Here is a 23,100-nt window from a genome sequence, read left to right as displayed (position 1 = left end):
TTTTTTATGCTGATATACCTCAACGAACAAACAATAGAGATCGAGCCCGACGTAGGCCTGTTTGAGCTGCGCGATCGGCATAAGCCCGCTGCCGACCTTGTCATTGTTAATGGTTTCCCGACCAACACAGATCAACGACTTAGCGAGGGAGATCGGGTTGTCCTGATTCAACGTGGCGAGCAACCAACCGCAGAAGAGTTGGAACACTTGATGATGGCTCGCCATACTCCTGGCGTACATGCAAAGATCAAGAACAGCTGTGTCGGGATTGCCGGAGCCGGTGGACTCGGTTCGAATATCGCCATCGCCTTGGCGCGCATCGGTGTCGGGCAGTTGATTATCGCTGATTTTGACCTGGTGGAACCTTCAAACCTGAACCGTCAACAGTACTTTATCGATCAAATCGGGCAGCCGAAAGTTACCGCCCTTAAAGACACCCTGGCGCGGATAAATCCGGGCGTCAAAATTGAGGCACTGCACCAACGAATTACCGCAGACAATCTGCAAGAGGTCTTCAGTCAGGTCAATGTCATGGTTGAAGCCTTCGACGCCGCTAACCAGAAAGCCATGCTGACCAGTAATTTCCTCCGCAACTTCCCGAATGTCCCACTGGTAACGGCATCGGGAATGGCGGGCTATGCAGCCTCCAACAGCATCCGCACGCGTAAAATCACCGACAGCTTTTACCTCTGCGGTGATGGCACTACCGCAGCACAAGCGGGGTGTGGACTGATGGCACCAAGGGTCGGCATCGCCGCGCACCACCAGGCGAATGCGGTCTTACGCTTGCTGCTCGGAGAAGTTCCGGAATAAACCCAAGGACAGTAAAATGCAATTGACAATAAATGGCCAGCCCCGTGATTTTTCGCAACAACTGACAGTCAGCCAACTCCTAGAACAACTGCAATTGGAGTCGGAGCGGGTTGTCGTCGAATTGAACCGGGTGATTCTGACCCAAGATTTACATGCTGACACCTTACTCAACGACGGCGATTGCCTCGAGGCAATCCAGTTTGTTGGTGGCGGCTGAGCAATCAATCATACTCCTGACAGGATAAATATTATGGATCAATTAATCATTGCGGGCCGGGCATTTAATTCGCGACTGATGGTCGGAACCGGAAAATTCGCCTCCAACCAGGCGATGGTTGCAGCCATGGAAAACTCCGGCAGCGAAATCGTCACCGTTGCCCTGCGCCGGGTCGACATCGATAATCCCGAAGATTCACTGCTCTCGCATATCGATCGAGATCGCTACCTGCTGCTGCCAAATACCAGCGGAGCCCGCGATGCTGAAGAAGCGATCCGCCTGGCGCGCATGGCACGGGCCGCCGGTTGCGAGCCCTGGATCAAGCTGGAAGTAACCCCCGACCCCTATTATCTGCTGCCCGACCCGATCGAAACCTTAAAAGCAGCAGAAGTTTTGGTTAAAGAGGGCTTTATTGTGCTGCCCTACATGCCGGCTGATCCAGTCCTGGCAAAGCGCTTAGAAGAGGTCGGAACCGCGACTGTCATGCCGCTCGGTGCTCCGATCGGGACCAACCGTGGCCTGCGCACCAAAGACCTTATTGCCATTATCATCGAACAGGCGAATATCCCGGTCATTGTCGACGCCGGCCTTGGCGCACCATCCCATGCTGCAGAGGCGATGGAAATGGGCGCCGATGCGGTGCTGGTCAATACGGCACTGGCAGACACTCCTGATCCGGCAGCCATGGGTCGCGCATTTTGCAAAGGGGTCGAAGCTGGCCGCGAGGCCTATCTGGCAGGACTCGGCCCACAGCGACAAAAAGCCGAAGCCTCCAGCCCACTGACCGGCTTTTTAAGGAACGAGTGATGAGTTTTCAACAACAGCTAGAGAGTTATCCGCAGAATAAAATCCTGCCGCTGATCAAAGAAGCGACACCGCAGCGGATTGAACAGGCCCTGCGTCGACAGCGCCTGAGCATCGAGGATTTCGCCAGCCTGCTGTCACCACAGCTAACCGATACACAACTGGAGCTGATGGCGAACCGCGCCCACCAGACCACCAGTCAGCGTTTCGGCCGCACGATCCTGCTCTACGCCCCGATCTACCTGTCGAATGAATGTCACAACGGCTGCAAGTATTGTGGTTTCAGTGCGGACAACCATCTCCCGCGCAAAACCCTGTCGCCTGCGGAAATCGAACGGGAGGCTAAATACCTACGCAGCCAAGGATTTCGCCATATGCTGCTGCTGACCGGCGAAGCACCGGAAAGTGCCGGCATCGATTTTCTCGAACAAGCGGTCCAGACCATCAAAAGTGAGTGTGGCTCAGTTTCGATCGAAGTCTTCCCGATGGATACGGATGGCTATCGGCGGATGGTTGCCGCCGGGGTTGATGGTTTGACCCTCTACCAGGAAACCTATAATGTCGAGCTATACAAGGATCTGCACCCCTATGGGCCCAAGAGTGACTACAGCTACCGCCTGGCTGCTCCAGAGCGGGCCGGTGAGGCAGGCATGCGGCGCATCGGTATAGGTTCGTTGCTTGGCCTCGGTGAGTGCCTGAGCGATGTCTTTTATACCGGCCTGCACGCTCTCTATCTGGCACGACGTTTCTGGCGCACCCAAGTCACCATTTCTTTTCCCCGGATGCGCCCTGCCGAAGGCGGTTATCAGCCAAACAGCATCGTCTCCGATCGTCAGTTGACCCAGTTTATCTGCGCACTGCGCCTGTTGATACCTGATGCCGGAATGGTCCTCTCCACCCGTGAGAGCGCTGACCTGCGTGACAATCTGTTACCGCTGGGGATCACCCAGATGAGCGCCGGGTCCTGCACCTCTCCGGGCGGTTATGGCGATGATAGTCACGATGGTGAACAGTTTGCTATCAGCGATGAGCGTAGCCCGGCAGAAATCGAACAGCTATTGAAATCACGTGGTTATGATCCGGTCTGGAAGGACTGGGACAGCGCGTTTCTCAACCAAGCCAGCTGATGCCGGCCCTGCCCCCGCTCTACCTGATCACTGATCGTCAGCAGATCACCGCTGGCCGGCAATTCCTCGACGTTGTCGAGGAGCTCTTGCAGGCCGGCGTACGGATGCTGCAATTGCGGGAAAAAGACCTGTCCGCGGCAGAACTTTACCCACTGGCCATAAAACTGCGCGCCCTCACCCGCCAGCACAACTGTCTCATGCTGATCAATGACCGGGTCGACCTGGCAATGGCAGTCGGAGCCGACGGGGTACATCTCGGTGGGCATTCTTTGCCGACCCTAGCGGTTCGCAGGCTGCTCGGCCCGGACAAATTAATTGGCGTTTCAACCCATGCGCCACAAGAGATTCTGACCGCTGCCAAACAGGGCGCCGACTTTGCCACCTTCGGCCCGGTCTTTCACACAGCCTCCAAAGCGGCCTATGGCGATCCGGTCGGAATTGAAAAGCTGCACCAAGCCTGCAACATAAGGACGATTCCGGTTTACGCCCTAGGCGGGATTAAGCTAGAGAACACCCTTGCGGTCAAGCAAGCCGGAGCAAATGGCATTGCTATGATTTCAGCCCTTTTGTGTGCCAATTCACCGGCGGCTACCTGCCAAAAATTCTTCGAAAAGCTAAACAACTAAAACACCACCAGTTGTCATACCGGCCGGTTCGATTAGAATTAAGGTGGCCGACAGTCTCCCTTTTTATAACTGGTGCCACATGCAAATCATTTTGGTTCTCAGCATTCTCAGCGTGGCTATTCTGTTTTTTGCCACCGGCTGGATCCGTATGGATTTGGTGAGCTTATTGATCCTGCTGAGCCTACCATTATTCAACATCATCCCAGCAGAACAAGCCTTTGTTGCTTTCAGCAATCCCGCAGTTATCACTGTTGCGGCCATGTTTGTCTTAAGTGCGGCCATTGCCAATACCGGCGTCACCGTCCATCTCGGCCGCTGGCTGTTCAGTTTTGCCGAAAAAAGCGAAGCGAAATTAGTCTTGGCAATTATGAGCCTGACCGCTGTTGCCTCTGCCTTTATCAACAATATAGGTGCCGCCGCCGTACTGCTACCAATGGTCACCGGGATCGCAAAAAAAGCCGAGGTCGCCGCGTCCCGCCTGCTGATACCGTTGGCATTCGGCTCCTTGATCGGCGGGGTTTGTACCCTGATTGGCACACCACCGAACATTCTCATCAATGAACTGATGTACGAATATACCGGTCAGCAGTTTCGGATGTTTGATTTCACTCCACTGGGCCTGATGGTCATTATCATCAGTATCAGCTACATGATGCTGATCGGAAGACGACTTCTGCCGCACAACCCTCCGGCATCGGTTAAACAGTTAAATCAACTTAAAGCCTACGTCTCGGATATTCTGCTGACAGCAGACTCAACTTTTATCGGTAAGACCTTGCAGGAATCTGGACTCGAAGCGGACTTCCAACTTAAAATCCGCTCCTTGCTGCGAGAACAATTGAAGATTACCTCCCCGCGCCGTTCGATTGTCTTGAAACAAGGGGATATCCTGTTTCTTGAAGGGGAACCGGAACAATTACTAAAACTTAAAAAAATTAAAGGGATCGATGTTGTTCCGGGAGGAGCGCAGTCAGCCCCCGCAGAAAATAAGGAGCGCCAGAGGGTCGCCGAAGTGGCGCTAACACCAACCAATGATCTGGTCGGCAAAACCCTGCGCGAAGTCCATTTTCGTGACACCCACGGTCTGAATGTATTGGCAATCTGGCGACACGGAGAACCGGTCGTTAAACGAGTCGATCACGTCGTCCTGAAGTTTGGCGATATGCTGCTGATTGAAGGGGCAGAGAGTAAAATTCTGCACTTGGCCGACAAACACGACTTTCTGCTGCTCGGCGGCATCAACCCGGAGCCCTATCTACCAGCCAAGGCACCTATCGCCCTGCTGATCATGCTGGCGGTCATCCTCTTGGTCACCTTCGGGCTGCTACCGATCATGCACGCGGCAACACTGGGTGCCGCTGCGATGGTCCTGACCGGATGCATTAAGCTCGCAGATGCTTACGAGAGTATCAACTGGCCGGTTATCATGCTCATCGCCGGCACATTACCCCTGGGAGCTGCCATGGAAGCCAGTGGCGCTTCGAGCTATCTGGCCAATCAATTGACCACACTGGCAGGCCCTTACGGGCCGTGGATCACTCTCGGCGTGCTCTTTTTAATCACCATGCTGCTGACCTGCATCATGAGTAATGCTGCAACGGCGGTCCTGCTGGCGCCAATTGCCTTCGATCTGTCGGTCCACTTCGGGGTTAACCCGCAACCCTTTTTTATGGCTGTCGCACTGGCTGCATCGACCTGTTTTATGACTCCGGTCAGTCATCAATCAAATGCCTTGGTGATCGGCCCTGGTGGCTATGTTTTTGCCGACTACCTGAAAGTCGGAACACCACTAAATATACTGGTCTGGCTGGCCAGCAGCCTGATGATCCCGGTCGTCTTTCCTTTCTAAAACGTAAAAAACCCCATCAACGTTCGCTGACAGGGCATTTTTTCTGACAATGATAATTCAATAAGATTTAGGTTCGTGCTCTACACCGTGACAATTAAGCGCACAGGAACCATGACGACTGGCAACCCCTTGGGCCCTGAACTGAAGCTTGCCATCCAGGTTCGAGTCGACAAAATCTTCATTGAAACGGATCAGATACTGATTGCTGCTACTCCCATGAGCATCATGGCAAGTCAGACAGGAAGTTCCTGGCTGGTTCTTACTGCGATTACCAAGAATATGCTGTGAGTGGTAGGGAAAACTCTCGTCATTCAACAAACTGATTCGGTCATGACACTTGTAACAAAGTGCATAGGCATGAGTACTTTCGCTTCTGCCATCTTCCATCTCATAATTAGCTACCAGCAGACCACGGTACATCGAACCGTGCGGACCTTTGGGACCGGACGCACTATCATTGCCATGACAATCACTGCATTTGATGATGGAGATATCCCCAGGGCGCTCCTTGCGCGCAGCATAAGGCTCCTTGAGGCTGACAACATGCGTATTGGCCCCTTCGGCTTCAATCGGGTGATAGGACTTATTGGTCGGACGAAACTCCAATTGCTTATCGCTGGCATCAGCCGGAAGATTGGCGCTGCGACCATGACACTTATAGCAGAGTTCGTACTCTTCGGTTATTTCCGTGGCAAAATTACCGACCCGCTTACCAGAAATACCCTTAAAAGGCTTATCAGCAGAGAGCTGGTGAGAGTCGTGACAGTCGAAGCACTCACTGTGGCGGCTCGCATTAACCATATTCTCAGGCAAAAGCTCCCTTTTGTTATGCACTCCCTGGACAGTCAGCACCGGGTGATTGTAAGGTTTACGCAGCTCGGTTTCGATATTTGCCAACTGGTCAGCCGCTGAACCACGTACCCGTCCGGACGACTTCATCTGCTGTCGATTGACCGGGCTACCATGGCAATTAAGACAGGTTTTCTCCTCATTACGAATACTCATGTTCATGCCACGATGACAGGCACGGCAGGATTTCGGCAGCAGCCTATCGTTGCCATGTGAGCCTTGAAGCATGCTCTTATCCAATTTCGCTAGCGCAGGCCCGAGTAACAGCAGAAAAAATATTATGGTCAACGTAAATATTTTCATAAGCCACATAGCTTGTTATGATTAATTGTGAGGGAGATCATGTGTGAGACCAAGAGGTGCAGCCTTATGACAGCTTTCGCAGGTCTTATTATAATCATCATCAGCATCAGCTCCATTACTCGCATAATAACGCCACATCGGCAAATCATATTCACCTACGCCATTCCCAACAAAAGTATCAGTATGTGGATCATGACAGCCACCACACTGTAAACGACCAGCACTATCCAAAACTCCCGGCAACATAGCAGACAGATCAAAACGGGCACCATAAACATCTGTTGCTATCGTTTGATTAAAGACGAAAGAAACAGGATGAGCTTGGGACAAATCGACAACCATAGAACTCCCCTCAGTTGTCATATTTCCAAGGCCAAGATCTAAATCTCCGCCGCTGACCACCTCAGCTATGGCAGTTACACCATCGTGACATGAAAGACAAAGACGTGTAGAACCATTCGGATAAGTGGTTTGATCTGAATCATCATAATCAGCAGCAACACTATCTTTCAAGCCCTGCTCAACATTAGCATATAACGGAAAACCACCGACCGGCCCGACAGGATCAGGTCGGTTCCACAACGCCCCTTGAGCAGAAGTTCCATGCGGAGCATGACAGAAGATACAAATACGGTCCTCAGTACTGGACTTGATCGCCGCAGTACTATTACTGCTAAGATTATGCGGATGGTTGTTGACGCCACCACTGTCACCGAGTAATCCCGCGGCAGAAATTGCGGGGGAAACACAACCAAAGAAAGCGCCAAATAGCAAACCAAGGAGGGGAAAACACTGATTTAATAATTTCATAAAACACCTTATTCGCGCGAGCAACTCACTCAAAAAGAATCATGCCTCCCCGTTACCAATAAATCACTATTATAAAAAAATTAGATCACCTACATTATGCAATTTCAAAACCAAAACCAATAATTTTAATAATCAATTCCCTAGAAACTGAAAAATCTTAACCCGATGTCCGCAACTATCAGCCACATAGAGTCGATCTACGGCGTCAAATGTCAGCCCTGCGGGCAGGCAAAAGTTACCGGGCCCCTTTCCCGGTTGCCCAAAAGCAAGCAGCAAGTCTCCTTGGCGATTAAATATCTGAATATTGTCAAAAGCGGCATCAGAAACATAAATATTCCCAGCAGCATCGAGGGCAATACCGCGTGGACGAGCAAAACTGCCAGCGGAATCCCCCAAACCACCGATGGAACGTGGAGGTTCTCCAGCAATCCCTAGAATCTCGACCCGAAAATTAAAAGAATCGACGACATAAACACGCCCCTGAGAATCAACTGCCACGTTGGAGGGATGATTGAACTTGCCACCTGGATTCAAGGCGCTGCCAAGAGATTTTAAATAACGGCCACCAGAGGAAAAAACCTCTGCTGTCCCCCTTAGAACGTCTGCGACATAAAGGTTGCCATCCCCATCGACCGCCATGCCACCAGGCCGACCAAAGCCTTGTGGCGGGGATAAACTTAATAAATAATTATGCTCATCATCAAAAACCAAGATCTCTGCAGAACCGGTATCGGAAATATAGAGGCGATTTCTCACCCCATCATAGGCAACTCCGGTGGGGGCAAGCAACTGTCGACCAGCGATAACAGAAAAATAATCAATTTCCTGGCGAGAAAGATTGATATGGTAGAGCAAACCGACTCCAGGGTCCGTCATCCAAATGCGCCCCTTACCATCGGCAGCAACAGCATAAGGAGAATTCATCTGCATCTGCTCAGCATCTTCTCCACCTATCCATCTCAAAAGACGCTTACTTGAATCATTCTTTGAACTGAAATTCTGCAAACCAGAAACCGAACGTAAATAGCGGATACGTGGTTTCTCGGGTGGCTCAGGATAAACCCATGTCACAGCGGCATCTTGCCACTCCACTGGAAAAACAGAAGGCGCACAGCCTGATACCACCAACAACATCGTAAGGAGAATGAGTGAGTTCACCAATGAAGAGAAATAATTACTCACCGACCCTCTCCACCTGGTATTTAGATTTTAAGCCATCCATCCACTGCTGATAGTACGCGTCACGTTGGGCTTTCGTTAACTGCGCCCTAATTTTATCCTGCATTTCCGCAAACGTAAGCTGACGCGGTTCGTTCTTCTCAGTCAACTTGATAATATGATGCCCCCAGCGGGTCTTTACGAGCTCTGAGATCTCTCCTACCTGCATCGTCTTTAGAGCATCATCGAATTCTTTTTCGGTGCGACCAGCATGAAACAAACCCAAATCACCACCGACATACTTGGTCCGATCATCAGAATTGAAATAGGCTAAGTTATAGAAATCTTCGCCATTTTTTGCCTTTACCCGCAGATCCTTAGCTCTAGCCAACAACTCTGCGCGTTCTTCCTTATTTGAGGCAGGGTCAACTTTGATCATAATGTGACTGGCACGGTATTGAGCAGGCATTAAAAACATTTCCTTCTTTTCACTATAGTAATTTTCCACCTGTTCGTCGCTTACCTTGATTTTTTCATCCACAACAAGCGACTCAGCCTTTTTCGCAACCAAATCCCGATATATTGAGGCACGTAAACCACTGATTGTTTCTTTCGCAACGGCCTGATTGAATCCATCTTCCGTTTTGTAAGAAGATTTGATCTTGGTTAAAGACTCATCGACCTGACTAGCAGAGGCCAAAATCCCTTCTTCCTTCGCATAGGCAACCTTATATGCCCTTTCTATCAACAAATCTAAGGCATCATTTCTCAATTTCTCTTTTTTATCATTCGACATTTTGCCATGAAAATTAACCTTAAAAGGCATCAGCTTATCAATCTGTCGCTGAACCTCTGCCTCAGAAATTGGGACATCAGAGACATGCGCAACGATCTTTTCTGCTGCCCAAACATGGCTGGCAAACAAACCTGTCAAAAGAAAAAACAAAACCGCAAAGAAAGACTTTCCGTTCATCAGCAATTGCTCCTTTTTATTATCAAACATGAGCTTTGATCATAAATCTTTTAGCTAGCAGCATCAATATGCAAAAAAAAAGAGATAATCGTTATTAACGATTATCTCTTCATTGTAACATGGCGGGAGTGACGAGACTCGAACTCGCGACTTCTAGCGTGACAGGCTAGCGCTCTAACCAACTGAGCTACACCCCCCTAAATGTTTTTATCTACTAACGACTACAGAGATTTACAGTAGTTCTTCTACAGTCTAAATTTGGTGGGCGAAGAGGGGCTCGAACCCCCGACATCCTGCTTGTAAGGCAGGCGCTCTCCCAGCTGAGCTATTCGCCCTGGGAACTTAATTCTGCAGCAACTTAAACAACTTAAATCTTTTAATCAAGGAAAATCTCAGCATCATCACAAGAATCTGTCGGGATTCTTGACGAGCAACTTACCTTTGTCTAAGGCAGCGCTCTCGCAGTTGAGCTATTCACCCTGACTTTTAACTTTTAAAATGGCGGGAGTGACGAGACTCGAACTCGCGACTTCTAGCGTGACAGGCTAGCGCTCTAACCAACTGAGCTACACCCCCGCATAAAAATAGGAAGCTTATTTGCCCTAATGGGAAGAAAAAATGGGCAGCTTGTGCTTCCTACTTTTGATACTTATGGTACTTTTTACAAATTAATTGACGCTGTCCTTCAGGGCTTTACCAGCCTTGAATTTTGGTACCTTGGCGGCAGCAATCTCAATCTTTTCACCAGTTTGAGGGTTTTGACCAGTACGGGCAGCACGATCACCAACACTGAACGTTCCAAAACCAACTAGAGCAACTTTCTCACCAGCTTTCAAAGCATCAGTCACAGCTTCGGTAAAAGCTTTCAGAGCGCCCTCAGCATCAGTTTTGCTCAAGCCTGCTTTTTCTGCCATTGCATTGACCAGATCAGCTTTAGTCACAGCGTACCTCCGTAGTAGTTTATTAGTAAGTTTAACGTCGTAAAAACGCGATAAGATATATCAGGTTTGCAAAAAAACTGTCAAGCACTTTCTCCCGGTTTTTGGCGGTTTGATGCGATTTACAGACTCTCGTCACACTCATTAAGCCAAGGCCTAAAGGTCCATACCTTTGATCGCAGCATTAAGAACCTGATCCATATGAGCCACAGTGACAATCTCAACTGAACGAGTCAGCTCAACGGGCAATTCTGAAAGATGTCGACCGTTTTCAGCAGGAATTAATATCTTGCTAATTCCACCCCGGCGAGCCGCCAACAGCTTCTCTTTTAACCCACCGATCGCCAAAGCCCGACCACGCAAAGTCACCTCGCCGGTCATCGCCAAGTCTTTACTGACCGGCCGCCCGGTCAGAGCCGATGCTAACGCCGTCGCGATAGTAATCCCGGCCGAAGGACCATCTTTGGGAACAGCCCCCTCAGGGACATGGATATGAATATCCAACAAAGAATAGAAATCTTCGTCCAGCCCCAATTCTTGCCAACGAGAGCGAATATAGCTCATTGCCGCATGAGCCGATTCCTGCATTACCTCTCCCAACTTTCCGGTAATTATCAGCTTACCTTTTCCCGGTAACGTCGTGACTTCAATAGACAAAAGCTCACCACCAGTCTCCGTCCAAGCCAGACCAGTCGCTACGCCGACCTGATCCTCTTCCTCGCGAACACCATGCTGATACAGGGCAACTCCAAGATATTTTTTAACTTGGCTTTCGCCCACCGTGAAAGCTTTCTGCTTCCCTTCGAGCAACACACGTTTCGCCAGCTTCCGCATGACTGAAGCAATGCTCCGATCAAGACCACGCACACCAGACTCACGGGTATAGTGGCGAACGATTTCGGTAATTGCGCGATCAGAAAATTTAACTTGTTCTTCGGTCAAACCGTGAGCGGATTTCTGCTTGCCTAAAAGATAGCGACGAGCAATATGCAACTTTTCCTCTTCGGAATACCCCTCAACCCTGATCACTTCGAGACGGTCATGCAACGGATGTGGAATCGAGTGCAGATTATTCGCTGTGGCAATAAACAGAACCTGTGAAAGATCGTATTCGACATCAAGAAAATGATCGGCAAAGCTATTGTTCTGCTCAGGATCAAGCACCTCAAGCAATGCCGATGACGGATCACCACGGAAGTCTGTGCTCATTTTGTCGATTTCATCCAGCATAAAAACTGGATTTTTCACCCCAGACTTGCGCAAGCCCTGAATGATTTTACCCGGCATGGCACCAATATAGGTACGACGATGCCCCCTGATCTCGGCCTCATCTCGCACCCCACCCAAAGAGATACGGACGAACTTACGCTGCAAAGCCTTGGCGATCGATTGTCCCAACGAGGTCTTGCCGACCCCCGGCGGGCCGACCAAACAAAGAATAGGTCCCTTGATCTGCTTGACCAAAGCCTGGACGGCTAAATATTCCAGCACCCTCTCTTTGACCTTCTCCAAACCATAATGATCTGCTTCAAGAATCGCTTCCGCTTTGACCAGATCGTGACAGTCCTTGGTCCCTTTTTTCCAGGGCAGCGCCAATAACCATTCAATATAATTACGAACCACTGTCGCTTCTGCCGACATTGGCGACATCATTTTAAGCTTGCGCAGTTCCGCATGAGCCTTTTCAGTCGCTTCCTTCGACATCCGTTTCTTTTTAATCAACTCTTCAAACTGCAGAATTTCCTGTTTAAATTCGTCCTTCTCACCCAATTCCTTCTGGATGGCGCGCATCTGCTCGTTCAAGTAATACTCTTTTTGGCTGCGCTCCATTTGACTCTTGACCCGACTGCGAATTCGCCCCTCTATCTGCAGTATCTCGATCTCCTGCTCCAGCAGAACCAAGATATGCTCAAGGCGAAGTGAGGGATCTAACAGCTCTAGAACTTCCTGCTTATCAGCAATCGGGACCTGTAGATGACCAACAACCGTATCCGCCATGCGCGTCGGACTTTCGATCGCCGCAACGCTGGCACTAACTTCTGGGGACAACTTCTTACTCAGGCCGACATAAGATTCAAAGGTCGTATTGATGGCGCGCATCACCGCTGCAACTTCGGGAGTATCGGCGAGAAGTTCTTCTTGCGGCTCAACCTCAGCCTGGAGCAGATCATCACTTTGATAGAAGTTGAGCACACGGGCACGCCAGAGCCCCTCGACCAGAACCTTAACGGTACCGTCAGGCAACTTGAGCAACTGGGCTACCTTACCAATAGTACCAACCTGGTAGATATCATCCTCAGTCGGATTATCAACTTTGGGATCTTTTTGACTGACCAGAAATATATACTTGTCGGCTTGGGAAGCCTTTTCCAGGGCACCTATCGATTGTGGGCGACCAACAAACAAAGGCGCGACCATGTGGGGGAAAATAACGATATCGCGCAATGGAAGCAGAGGCAAAACAACGGCCTCTTCGGGCATGATTTGGTCAATAGTTTCAGGCATAGCGTTCCCCGTAAAGAAAAAAGGAGCGCGGTGTCTAGTGACGTTCCACGCTCCTATTTAAACTCTGAATGTAAGATAAGGAGAGGTTTACGCGCTCTCAGCTACATCATAAAGAACAATTGGCCTACTACCCTTAGTAATGACCTCTTCGTTCAGCACGACCTCCTTTACCCGATCCTGTGAAGGTATCTCGTACATCACGTCAAGCATCGCGTTCTCCATAATCGAACGCAAGCCACGAGCACCGGTCTTCCGATCCAGGGCCTCCTTGGCAATGGCCACCAAGGCACCATCGGTAAACTTGAGATTGACTCTTTCCATCTCAAACAAACGTTGATATTGCTTGATCAAGGCATTCTTCGGCTCGCGTAGAATCTGGATCAACGCCGCTTCATCAAGTTCAGTCAAGGTTGCGATAAGCGGCAAACGACCAACAAACTCAGGAATCAAACCATATTTAAGCAGGTCGGTCGGCTGAACCTTAGCCAACAATTCACCCAACTTCTCCTCTTTTATGGAACGAACTTCTGCTCCGAAACCCATCACCTTGGAGCCAATCCGCTTACTGACCACCTTTTCGAGGCCGGAGAAAGCACCGCCGCAGATAAACAAGATATTGGTGGTATCGACTTTAAGGAATTCCTGCTGCGGATGTTTGCGCCCACCTTTAGGTGGAACGCTTGCCGTGGTTCCTTCGATAATTTTCAACAATGCCTGCTGGACTCCTTCACCAGAGACATCACGCGTAATCGAAGGGGACTCGGATTTGCGGGCAATTTTATCGACTTCGTCAATATAGATGATGCCGCGTTGCGCTTTTTCCAAATCATAGTCAGCTGACTGCAACAAGCTGAGAATGATATTTTCAACATCCTCACCAACATAACCGGCTTCGGTCAGATTCGTCGCATCAGCGATAGCAAAAGGAACATCCAGCACCTTGGCGAGAGTTTGCGCCAACAGGGTTTTACCGCTACCGGTCGGACCGAGCAGCAGGATATTACTCTTTTGAATTTCAATATCATCGTTCTTTTCAGCAAATTCTACCCGCTTATAGTGATTATAAACGGCGACCGAAAGAACCTTCTTCGCATGCTCCTGCCCAACCACATATTCATCGAGAATATCGCGGATTTCGGCAGGTTTAGGTAGATTTTTCACTTCCTGATCGGAAGAATCGTCGAGGCGTGCCTCTTCATCAATAATATCGTTACACAGCTCTATACACTCGTCACAAATATAAACGGTGGGGCCGGCAATCAGCTTCTTGACTTCGTCCTGCGACTTACCACAGAAAGAACAAGTCAATTGGCCATTTTCATCTTTTGAACTCACGTATCATTCCTCCACGCTGGTCGATTCAGACTTTTCTGTCGACAATGGAATCGATAATACCATAATTGCGTGCAGATTCGCTATCCATGAAAAAATCACGCTCGGTATCGGCGGCAATTTTCTCAACGTCCTGACCACAATGCTTCGCCAGCAAGTTATTAAGATCATCACGCATGCGGAGAATTTCCTGAGCATGAATCTTGATATCGGTTGCCTGACCTTGAAATCCACCCAACGGCTGATGGATCATAATCCGCGCGTTTGGCAAAGCATAACGCTTGCCTGGAGCACCAGCGGCCAACAACACAGCGCCCATACTCGCTGCCTGGCCAACACAAATCGTTGACACTGGAGCTTTCAGGTATTGCATCGTATCGTAAATAGCCATCCCCGCAGTCACAACGCCACCAGGCGAATTAACATACAGGTGGATGTCGCGGTCCGGGTCTTCCGACTCCAGAAACAACAACTGGGCGATAATCAGGTTCGCCATATGGTCCTCGATGGCTCCCCCGAGAAAAATGATTCGATCCTTCAATAAGCGTGAGTAAATATCGTACGCACGCTCACCACGACCGGAATCTTCTACCACCATCGGGACGAGGCTCATAATCAGGATTCCTCCTCAGTGGTTTCTTCCTGTTGAACTTCTGGCTGCTTAGGCTCTACTTCGGTCAATGTTGCCGATTTAAGGATAAAGGCAATAACCTTTTCGTTCAGCAGCTGCCCTTTAAGACCGTTCAGTGCCGAAGCATTCTCGAAATACTTTTGAACTTCTTCGATTGGAGCGTTGCTCTCCTCGGCGAAGGATTTAATCTTTTCTTCAATAACACCTTCTTCAAGGACGATCTCTTCTTGCTTGGCAATCGCATCGAGCAACAATTCACCCTTGACCTGCTGAACCGCCATCTCACGATAGGAGCTAGCAAAGGTCTCATCATTCATGCCGAGCATCTCAAGACTCATCCCTTGCGCCTTAAGGCGCTGAGTAAAGCTGTCCTTCAGGTGCATCAGCTGATTCTTGATCATACCGTCAGGCACATCAAAAGAATTCTTCTCAATCAGTGCGGTGATCAGAGATTCCTGCAACAGGCCATTGATGCGCCCCTCTTCCTGCTTGATGGAATTCGTTTTGACGTTTTCACGGAGTTCAGCAAGAGTATCGGCATCGAATTCCTTGGCGAAAGAGTCGTCAATTTTCGGCTCGACCTTCTCTTTAATCTCGCTTACGGTCACCTTGAACATCGCGTCCTTACCGGCCAAGTCCTTGGAACCATAACCTTCAGGGAAGGTGACGTTAATCTCTTTTTCCTCTTCCCGCTTAACGCCAACCAACTGCTCTTCAAAACCGGGGATAAAGCTATTTGAGCCCAACTCGAGCTGGTAATCTTTGGCAGTCCCATTCTCGAATGGGGTATCACCGATGAAACCTTCGAAGTCAAGAATCAAGGTGTCGCCATCACGGGCTTTTTTGCGTTTGCTCACTTCAAGTTGAACCTTGGACGCTGCCATTTGCTCAATCTGTTGCTCAACAACAGCATCGTCAAAAACAAGCTTCTCTTTTTCTAGGTTCAAGCCAGCATAATCCTTTGCCGTCAGCTCTGGACGCACTTCAACTTCAGCCTGATAGGAGAAAGCCTCACCCTTAACAATGGCACCCATTTCAACAACTTCTGGCTGAGAAACTGTTTCGATCTTGTTTTCGACCAAAGACTTATAAAGACTATTGTTAACCAGATTATTGGCTGCCTCGTGCTCGACACGCGGGCCGTAATGCTTCTCGAGCATAGCCCGCGGCACCTTGCCCTTGCGGAAGCCCTTAATGTCAGCGGTCTTTGCAGCTTTCTGGTAACCACTTTCCAATTCGGTAGCGACAACATCAGCAGCAACCTCGATAACTAGCTTCTTTTTAATAGCGCTCACATCTTCAATAGTGACACTCATAATCTTTTCCTTCCCGATTTTTTGGAATTTCGCCCTCGGCTAGCCGAGGGACGACATCAGTTCACAGCAAAAATGATCAATATTTGGATTTTTAGTGGTGCGAGAGGGGGGACTCGAACCCCCACATCATAAGATACTGGTTCCTAAGACCAGCGCGTCTACCAATTCCGCCACTCTCGCAAGACGTGATTACAAACTAACAATGCTCACCTCCCATACCCACCCGGTGAAGGGCTAACTGAGTGCGGAAGGTGAGCAGCAGTGTTTAATGGGGTGAGTGAAGGGGATTGAACCCTCGACAACCAGGGTCACAACCTGGCGCTCTACCAACTGAGCTACACCCACCAAAAAACTCGGCCATATTAAGGAAATGACCCTTAATTGTCAATTTAAAAAATGGCGCGCCAGGAAGGATTCGAACCCTCGGCCTACGGATTAGAAGTCCGTTGCTCTATCCAACTGAGCTACTGGCGCGTAGCAATCAAAGACCGCGCCACTTCAGGCGCAGGCCGCCGACGGCAGGCTGAGTTTCTATCATGCTAAGAAAAGATTTGCAAATAAAAAGTCGGCTATTACTTCATTCTATTTTACCCCCAGCACAATTCGGTCTTTAGCGTTCGATTAGGCAGTAAAAATTGCGGCCCCATTTCACAGCAGCGCATTAGTGCTTTGACTTTCCAATGCCTCAGTAGCCACCCAAAGGCGAACACAAAACAGCCACCAGCCTGCAAGCCCAGACTCAAACACATTGATCCATTTTATTGCTAGCCTCTTCTGCCTTGGCAAATTATTCGTATCGACAAACATACTGTCCCTTGAGAACAGATTATATGTTGAAGTTTTTTTAATACGCCCCTATTATTGGAAAAATTTGATTTTCTATTTTTCCACAAGTACATCCGGGAGACACAAATACTATGGCGACAACAACCAAAGGCCTGAGAATCAGAACCAAACTACTGGCAATGATCCTGCTACTGGTATTTATCTCAATTTTCGTTGGTGCAGCATCCTTTTACGGGCTCTCCAAAATGGTTGAACAATACCAGGCCCATCTGGTTCCCGCCCTCGAAGCAGCCAACAATATAAATACAACGACAGCTAAAGCACGCCGCTATGAAAAGGAATTCTTTCTCTTTTCCAGCATTGGTGACAATCCAGAATATAAAAAGAAGCAACAGGGATACTTCGACAAACTTACTGCGACCTACACCAAGATCCCCGCCCTGCTAAAAGATATCACCGTCAGTGAGAGTGATAAATTTTCCAATCAGGATGAACGCCTGAAGCTTATCAACAGTGTCCGCACCTCATTTAACGGTATGCAGAATTCTCTGCAACCCCTGACTCGTAACATGTTAGCGGGACAATCGTTCATTGAATCAGCGGAACTGTACGGCGTCTACAATAAACAAGTTCACGATCTGGAAGACAGCATAGAAGCACTCAGGACACACCTCAGTCTGGCGCTGGAAACTCAAAGACAAGAAGCCAATACCTTTGAAACAGAAATGATTACCGGTTTATTGGCATTAAGTTGCGGCATGATCATTTTCGGCATTCTGGCCGGTCTGTTTGTTTCCAGACGGATCACCATCCCGCTGAACAAACTGATGGAAGGGATTGAAAAAGTCGGCCAAGGGGAGATTGTTGAAATATCAGTTCCGTCAGAAGATGAATTTGCTGAAATTGCGCGCGCCTTCAATGAAACCATTGGCCGCATTAAAAGCTATATAAAAACCGACGAGCAACGACAGGCAACAGATGAGAATGTTATCAACTTTCTCGAGGTCGTCAGCGAGGCCGCAGAAGGCGATTTCACCTTACGCGCCCCGGTTACCGAGGATGCCTTCGGTTCTATCGCCGACGCCTACAACCTGATGATTGAAAGTCTTGCTGACCTGTTGACCGACACAACTATCAATGCCGAAGAGGTCGGTGAAGAATCCCGTCACCTGCTAGGCATCTTCCAGAGCATGAAAGATGGTGCCGACGACCAGCTACAATACGTTACCAACGCCACCGATGCCGCCGAAGAAACCGCCGGCTCCGCGACACAGATCGCCGAAAAAACCGCCCTTGCTCAGCAAGCCGCAAACAGCGTTGAAGAAGCGACCACCCTAGGCAACGAACGGGTTAATCGCAGTATTGAGGGGATGCAGCTGATTCGCGTCACCGTGCAGGTCATCAACAAAAAAATGAAGTCACTGGCCGAACGACTGCTTGAGATCGGTACGATCTCGCAGCTCATCTCCGATGTTGCAACTCGGACCACTATTCTGGCGATGAACGCGTCTATCGAAGCCTCGCGAGCGGGAGAACAAGGACGCGGGTTCCTGGTCATCTCCGATGAAATTAAGCGACTTGCTGATGAAGCCTCAGATGCAACCCGGCAGATCGGCGGCATCGTTAAAGCGATTCAGTCGGAGGCAAACGAAGTCACCCTGGCACTGGAAGAAGAAACAAGCACGGTTGAGGAACAAACCAAAATCGCACAGGACACCGGCGAAGCGCTCGCAGCGATCAACAAATCGACCAACGAATCAAAACAAGTGGTCACCGAAATCACCAAGCTGTCGCAGGAACAGCAGCAGATCTCCGGCGACATGGTTAACACGATTCGCAAAATGGCTGAAATCACCGCCAGCACCTCATCTTTGATTACCGAATCTTCAGCAATTTCCGAAGGCCTGAACGGAGTTTCCGAATCACTGCTGCAATCACTGGCTCAGTTCCGCCTCTCATCACCGGAACAGCAAGCCATCGAAACTTCAGCCCAGGCAGACGATATTGTCAGCGACACTTTCTTGTCTCTGGACGATGAGGATGGACTCAACCAGAACACTCCAACAATCTAAAGCGAATGAAAGACAAACAAAAAAGGCGAGCCATTTGAAGTGGCCCGCCTTTTTTGTTTAGATGAGATATATATGAGAAGATTTTAAATCAGACTTTCCCCTGATGCCGCGAAACAACATCGATCAAACCCTCTTCATCAAAGGGCTTTACCAGATAGTCTGTCGCCCCGAGAGAAAGAGCCTCTTTACGATGCTGTTCGCCGCCGCGCGACGTCAGTACAGCGACCGGGATATGCACCTCCCGACGCTGTAGTTCGCGCAGCAACTCATAGCCGTGCATGATCGGCATCTCCAAGTCAGTAATAATCGAGAAGATATTTTCACCCGTCATTTTATCCAAAGCATCCTGGCCATTTACCGCAGTCACCACGGAGAAACCGTTGGCCTTCAACAACATCCCCGCATACTTACGAACACTCAACGAATCGTCAACAACTAGAACCTTAGGGATAGCCGGTGCTAGCGGAACGACCGGAGCAACATACTCACTCTCTTCGGCCCGGTGATACTTCATCCGGGCAGGGTTGACCACCAGCCGCATGGTCCCGTCACCAGAAAGACTGGAACCGGAGAAATGAGGCAATTCCTCAAGGAAGGAGTCGAATGGCTTGATAACCGTATCCTCTTGGCCGAGGATACGATCCACCAGCAGCATGACCGGCGAACCTTCCGACTGGGTGACAATTCCAAAAGCTGGCTGTTCCTGCCGTGATGCCACTTTTAACAGTGCAGACAAAGCTATTTGCTGGACACCCTCATGTTTATTCTCCGCGCCTGTGTTCTTTGCCTGATATTCCAGATCGACGATCTCATCAACCAGCGCGGAGGGGATAACCAATTTCAAATCACCACAGGTAAACTGAATAACGTTGACGATGACCAGAGAAAGTGGCAAACGCAACTGGAATCTGGTCCCCTGCCCCTTAGCTGTTTTGACCTCAATGGTTCCATTGAGACTGGAGAGCCGATCCATAACCACGTTCATTCCAACACCACGGCCCGATTCACTGTCAGCAAAAACAGTCGTACTGAAACCAGGCCGGAAAATCAATTGGATCAAGTCCTGTTCGGTCACGTCATCGTTAGCGGAGATAAAGTTTTTTTCGATTCCCCGTTCGCGGACCCGTTCGAGATCGATGCCACGGCCGTCATCTTCAATAGTAATCACAACCGTATTGCCCCTCCTCTCAGCTTTTAGCCAGAGAGTCGCCTGGGCCGGCTTGCCATTTTCGAGCCGCTCCGCCAGCGGCTCAATTCCATGGGCAAAGGCATTGCGCACGATGTGCAGCAGAGGGTCAAAAAGTCCATCGTAGACAACCCGGTCGATGGCCGTCTCCCCACCGGAGATACAGAGCTCGACCGGCTTATCCAGTTCCTGCGCAAGGTCACGAATTGAACGGTTAAAGCGCTGAAACAACTCCCCTGCCTGAACTGTTCGAGCCGAAGAAATCTGCTCTTTCATCTCCTCTGTCATACGATCGAGAGAAAAAACATCCCGCGAAAAGAGCTTAAAGAATCCAGTCATTTCCTTTAGAGATTCTTCGATATCGTCAGTGACTTCGCGTAGTTTTCGCGAAAAGAGATTTAATTCGTCATAACGGTCAAATTCAAGATCGTCAAAGGTCTCATCGCCACCTGCCAAGCTCTTGGTTGGCAGCGTATAATCATAACGCTCGGAAAAACTGGTCACTTCCTTAAGCAGGCGTTTGCCGGCAAAGTCGACTTCACCTTTCATCCGCTCCAAAATCGGCAACCGATCCAGCAAGTGATTTTTGGTCACCGTAAATTCACCAACCAACCCCATCAACGACTCAATCTTGTCCATGCCGACACGAACCACGCCAGCTTCTTCACCACGACGCTGGGGGCTGCGTCGATCAGAACCAACAAAACTTTCTACACTTGTCACGTCAGAAGCTGGAGCTTCAGCCCCCTCAAAAGCGGGCCCAGAATCATCCTGCTGATCGGCCTCGGCCATTCGGGACAGAGCTTGCGTGACGAGTTCGTCAGGGGCATCTTCACCCGACTTGCGCAGATGGATCAATTCACGCATCTGATCCAGAGCAAACAACATGGCATCGACTCTGGCGCGCGTCAGAACCTGCTCACCATCCCTGACAGCTTCGAGCAAATCCTCAAGGCGATGGGCAATAGAACCGACATTGGTCACATTAACCAGATTAGCCGAACCCTTTAACGTATGCGCCGCACGAAACAGGGGCTCGATCAGCTGGCCAGTCAGAGAAGCATCTTTTTCCAACTGCAACAGCCCCTCTTCCAAAACCCCGAGATGTTCAGCCGCCTCGTCAAGAAAGAAACCGAAGACGTTATCAATGATACTCATCGTTGGGCCCCTCTTAACCGGTGAAGGGAAAGGAATTGACGCATATCGATCTGCTCTCCGGTGAATTTTTCCGACAGTTGGGGAACGCCATCAGCCAAGAATGCCAGCGACTCCCCCTGGTAACCGGCGATAACCAATCGCCGCTGGACACGACTCTCGGCTTGCTGATGCTGATGCTGATTCAAGACAGAAAGGTTAATGACAGGCAACACCTTGCTGCGCAGATTGATCAACCCGCTCACCATCGGTGGAGCCAGTGGCAGGGGCAAAAGTGGCGGGAGATCGGCAATTTCAAGCATCTGCTTGATCGGCAGATAGTAATCGCGGCCACCGATAGCAAAAACACAACACGCATACTCAGTGCGCGGCTCGCTTTCCTGGCGCGGCAGAAGCAAAGACTCAGCAATGCCTTCGGCCCGCTCGGTAACCGTTTGCGTGCTCTCGGCAACAGATTCAACCGGCTCAGTCTCTTTTGCAGCGCAGTCCTCTTGAATTAACGGTTCGGAGGGTAGAGAAGAATCAACACCGCTGTGCGCCTCAAAATCATCGTCATCGGCAAAGGGATCGGCACTGACAAACGCCGGGGCAGAAGGTGCAGAGACTTCTTCGACTTCTTCGACTTCTTCGACTTCTTCGACTTCTTCGACTTCTTCGACTTCTTCGACTTCTTCGACTTCTTCGACTTCTTCGACTTCTTCGACTTCTTCGACTTCTTCGACGTCTTCGACTTCTTCGACTTCTTCGACTTCTTCGACTTCTTCGACTTCTTCGACTTCTTCGACTTCTTCGACGTCTTCGACTTCTTCGACGTCTTCGACTTCTTCGACTTCTTCGACTTCTTCGACTTCTTCGACTTCTTCGACTTCTTCGACGGAAAGAGCAGCGACATCCAGACCAAGGTCATCATCGGCAAAGGGATCGAAAGGAATATCTTCGCTAAGGGATTCAACTTCTGGTGCTATTGATGTCTTTTCGGGGAGAGCGTCAGAAACAACAAAATCCAGATCATCAGCAAAAGGATCTTCGATCACCACAGGTTCGGCGTTCTCCTGCTGCAGATTTTCAGCGCTCCGCCTGACCAGATCGATCTCCATACCGAAACCGGGATCATCGGCAAAGGGGTCCTGCTCGGCCTTAAGCAGCTCTTCTTCGTCCGACAGCAAATCCGGATCATCGTCAAACGGGTCATCCAGTTGTGGCGAACGCAGCTGAGTGCGGCTATCGATCAACTCCACCAGCGGTGTGCGTCCGGGAAAAGTCGCAGCCAGATCCAACGCCTGCAGCGCTTCTGTGACAAACATCTTTGGTTCCTGGATATTCCCCCGCAGAGCAGATAATAAAGGAACCAGCCAATCAACCGCCAACTGCATGGCCTCATGTTCTACCGGAGTCGGCACACTACCCGCGGAGAAATGCTTTTCCAGCATCGCCTCAAGCCGGCGACTGATCTTACAAATCGACAGCGCCTGAACCAAGTCCGCAGTTCCTTTGAGCGTATGCGCCGCACGAAAAGCTGACTCCAGCTCTTCGCCCAAAGCAGCAGAGAGGCTCTCATTTGCGAGGTACTGTCGTAAAACCTGCAGATTTTCCTCTGCTTCCTTGAGAAAAATCGGAAAAAGTTTCTGCCGCATCTCATCCATCGGCTAA

18 protein-coding genes and 6 tRNA genes are annotated in these 23,100 nt (G+C 49.8%); 7 read left to right on the top strand and 17 right to left on the bottom strand.

The window, feature by feature from the left end:
- Window positions 1-6: 6 nt before the first annotated feature.
- The 6 genes from thiF (at window position 7) to ACZ5PT_RS13080 (ending at window position 5,436) form a co-directional block, all read left to right on the top strand.
- A complete protein-coding gene (gene thiF, locus ACZ5PT_RS13105; protein WP_464263477.1) occupies window positions 7-813 on the top strand; it encodes a sulfur carrier protein ThiS adenylyltransferase ThiF in 807 nt (268 codons plus the stop codon).
- A gap of 16 nt (window positions 814-829) precedes the next feature.
- Window positions 830-1,030: a sulfur carrier protein ThiS gene (thiS, locus tag ACZ5PT_RS13100; protein WP_464263476.1), complete on the top strand. Its 201-nt coding sequence runs from the start codon at window positions 830-832 to the stop codon at window positions 1,028-1,030.
- Between the two features lie 33 nt (window positions 1,031-1,063).
- Window positions 1,064-1,837, top strand: a complete 774-nt coding sequence (locus tag ACZ5PT_RS13095; RefSeq protein WP_464263475.1) for a thiazole synthase — start codon at window positions 1,064-1,066, stop codon at window positions 1,835-1,837.
- A complete protein-coding gene (thiH, locus tag ACZ5PT_RS13090; RefSeq protein WP_464263474.1) occupies window positions 1,837-2,961 on the top strand; it encodes a 2-iminoacetate synthase ThiH in 1,125 nt (374 codons plus the stop codon). Before ACZ5PT_RS13095 ends, thiH begins: the two co-directional genes overlap by 1 nt.
- On the top strand, window positions 2,961-3,587 hold the full coding sequence (gene thiE, locus ACZ5PT_RS13085) for a thiamine phosphate synthase (protein WP_464263473.1): 627 nt from the start codon (window positions 2,961-2,963) through the stop codon (window positions 3,585-3,587). Before thiH ends, thiE begins: the two co-directional genes overlap by 1 nt.
- A 79-nt stretch (window positions 3,588-3,666) precedes the next feature.
- A complete protein-coding gene (locus ACZ5PT_RS13080) occupies window positions 3,667-5,436 on the top strand; it encodes an SLC13 family permease (protein ID WP_464263472.1) in 1,770 nt (589 codons plus the stop codon).
- 57 nt (window positions 5,437-5,493) lie between these two features.
- Here the strand turns inward: ACZ5PT_RS13080 and ACZ5PT_RS13075 are convergent, their stop codons facing one another.
- From ACZ5PT_RS13075 to ACZ5PT_RS13005, 15 genes are all read right to left on the bottom strand, one after another.
- Window positions 5,494-6,513 carry a cytochrome c3 family protein gene (locus ACZ5PT_RS13075; RefSeq protein WP_464263471.1) on the bottom strand — a complete coding sequence of 340 codons (1,020 nt, stop codon included), beginning with the start codon at window positions 6,511-6,513 and terminating at the stop codon, window positions 5,494-5,496.
- A gap of 96 nt (window positions 6,514-6,609) precedes the next feature.
- Complete coding sequence (locus tag ACZ5PT_RS13070) at window positions 6,610-7,398, bottom strand: hypothetical protein (protein ID WP_464263470.1); 789 nt, start codon at window positions 7,396-7,398, stop codon at window positions 6,610-6,612.
- 132 nt (window positions 7,399-7,530) lie between these two features.
- Window positions 7,531-8,580 (bottom strand): SMP-30/gluconolactonase/LRE family protein, encoded by a 1,050-nt coding sequence (locus ACZ5PT_RS13065; protein ID WP_464263469.1) that lies wholly within the window; start codon window positions 8,578-8,580, stop codon window positions 7,531-7,533.
- Window positions 8,573-9,559 (bottom strand): peptidylprolyl isomerase, encoded by a 987-nt coding sequence (locus tag ACZ5PT_RS13060; protein ID WP_464263468.1) that lies wholly within the window; start codon window positions 9,557-9,559, stop codon window positions 8,573-8,575. The genes ACZ5PT_RS13065 and ACZ5PT_RS13060 overlap by 8 nt, the downstream gene beginning before the upstream one ends.
- A gap of 90 nt (window positions 9,560-9,649) precedes the next feature.
- Window positions 9,650-9,726: transfer RNA gene (locus ACZ5PT_RS13055), tRNA-Asp, on the bottom strand.
- 62 nt (window positions 9,727-9,788) lie between these two features.
- Window positions 9,789-9,864, bottom strand: a tRNA-Val gene (locus ACZ5PT_RS13050).
- Between the two features lie 164 nt (window positions 9,865-10,028).
- Window positions 10,029-10,105: transfer RNA gene (locus ACZ5PT_RS13045), tRNA-Asp, on the bottom strand.
- Between the two features lie 92 nt (window positions 10,106-10,197).
- A complete protein-coding gene (locus tag ACZ5PT_RS13040; protein WP_464266741.1) occupies window positions 10,198-10,527 on the bottom strand; it encodes an HU family DNA-binding protein in 330 nt (109 codons plus the stop codon).
- 96 nt (window positions 10,528-10,623) lie between these two features.
- Entirely contained in the window at window positions 10,624-12,972 is a 2,349-nt protein-coding gene (gene lon / locus ACZ5PT_RS13035) for an endopeptidase La (protein WP_464263467.1), read from the bottom strand.
- Between the two features lie 87 nt (window positions 12,973-13,059).
- Entirely contained in the window at window positions 13,060-14,307 is a 1,248-nt protein-coding gene (clpX, locus tag ACZ5PT_RS13030) for an ATP-dependent Clp protease ATP-binding subunit ClpX (RefSeq protein WP_464263466.1), read from the bottom strand.
- A gap of 25 nt (window positions 14,308-14,332) precedes the next feature.
- Window positions 14,333-14,917 (bottom strand): ATP-dependent Clp endopeptidase proteolytic subunit ClpP, encoded by a 585-nt coding sequence (gene clpP, locus ACZ5PT_RS13025; RefSeq protein WP_464263465.1) that lies wholly within the window; start codon window positions 14,915-14,917, stop codon window positions 14,333-14,335.
- 2 nt (window positions 14,918-14,919) lie between these two features.
- Window positions 14,920-16,251: a trigger factor gene (gene tig / locus ACZ5PT_RS13020; RefSeq protein ID WP_464263464.1), complete on the bottom strand. Its 1,332-nt coding sequence runs from the start codon at window positions 16,249-16,251 to the stop codon at window positions 14,920-14,922.
- 95 nt (window positions 16,252-16,346) lie between these two features.
- Window positions 16,347-16,431 (bottom strand) — tRNA-Leu (locus ACZ5PT_RS13015).
- 89 nt (window positions 16,432-16,520) lie between these two features.
- A tRNA-His gene (locus ACZ5PT_RS13010) sits at window positions 16,521-16,596 on the bottom strand.
- Window positions 16,597-16,648: 52 nt separating this feature from the next.
- Window positions 16,649-16,725: transfer RNA gene (locus tag ACZ5PT_RS13005), tRNA-Arg, on the bottom strand.
- Between the two features lie 443 nt (window positions 16,726-17,168).
- Between ACZ5PT_RS13005 and ACZ5PT_RS13000 the strand changes: the two genes are divergently transcribed.
- Window positions 17,169-19,109 (top strand): HAMP domain-containing methyl-accepting chemotaxis protein, encoded by a 1,941-nt coding sequence (locus tag ACZ5PT_RS13000; RefSeq protein WP_464263463.1) that lies wholly within the window; start codon window positions 17,169-17,171, stop codon window positions 19,107-19,109.
- An 88-nt stretch (window positions 19,110-19,197) separates the two neighbouring features.
- On the opposite strand, the gene ACZ5PT_RS12995 is transcribed toward ACZ5PT_RS13000, so the two are convergent.
- Window positions 19,198-21,453 carry a response regulator gene (locus ACZ5PT_RS12995; protein ID WP_464263462.1) on the bottom strand — a complete coding sequence of 752 codons (2,256 nt, stop codon included), beginning with the start codon at window positions 21,451-21,453 and terminating at the stop codon, window positions 19,198-19,200.
- Window positions 21,450-23,093 carry a chemotaxis protein CheW gene (locus ACZ5PT_RS12990; protein ID WP_464263461.1) on the bottom strand — a complete coding sequence of 548 codons (1,644 nt, stop codon included), beginning with the start codon at window positions 23,091-23,093 and terminating at the stop codon, window positions 21,450-21,452. Before ACZ5PT_RS12990 ends, ACZ5PT_RS12995 begins: the two co-directional genes overlap by 4 nt.
- Window positions 23,094-23,100 lie beyond the last annotated feature (7 nt).

This window comes from Desulfuromusa ferrireducens (assembly GCF_055389805.1).
Note: the sequence above shows the minus strand (reverse complement) of the source record. Positions and strands in the feature narration are given on the sequence as shown.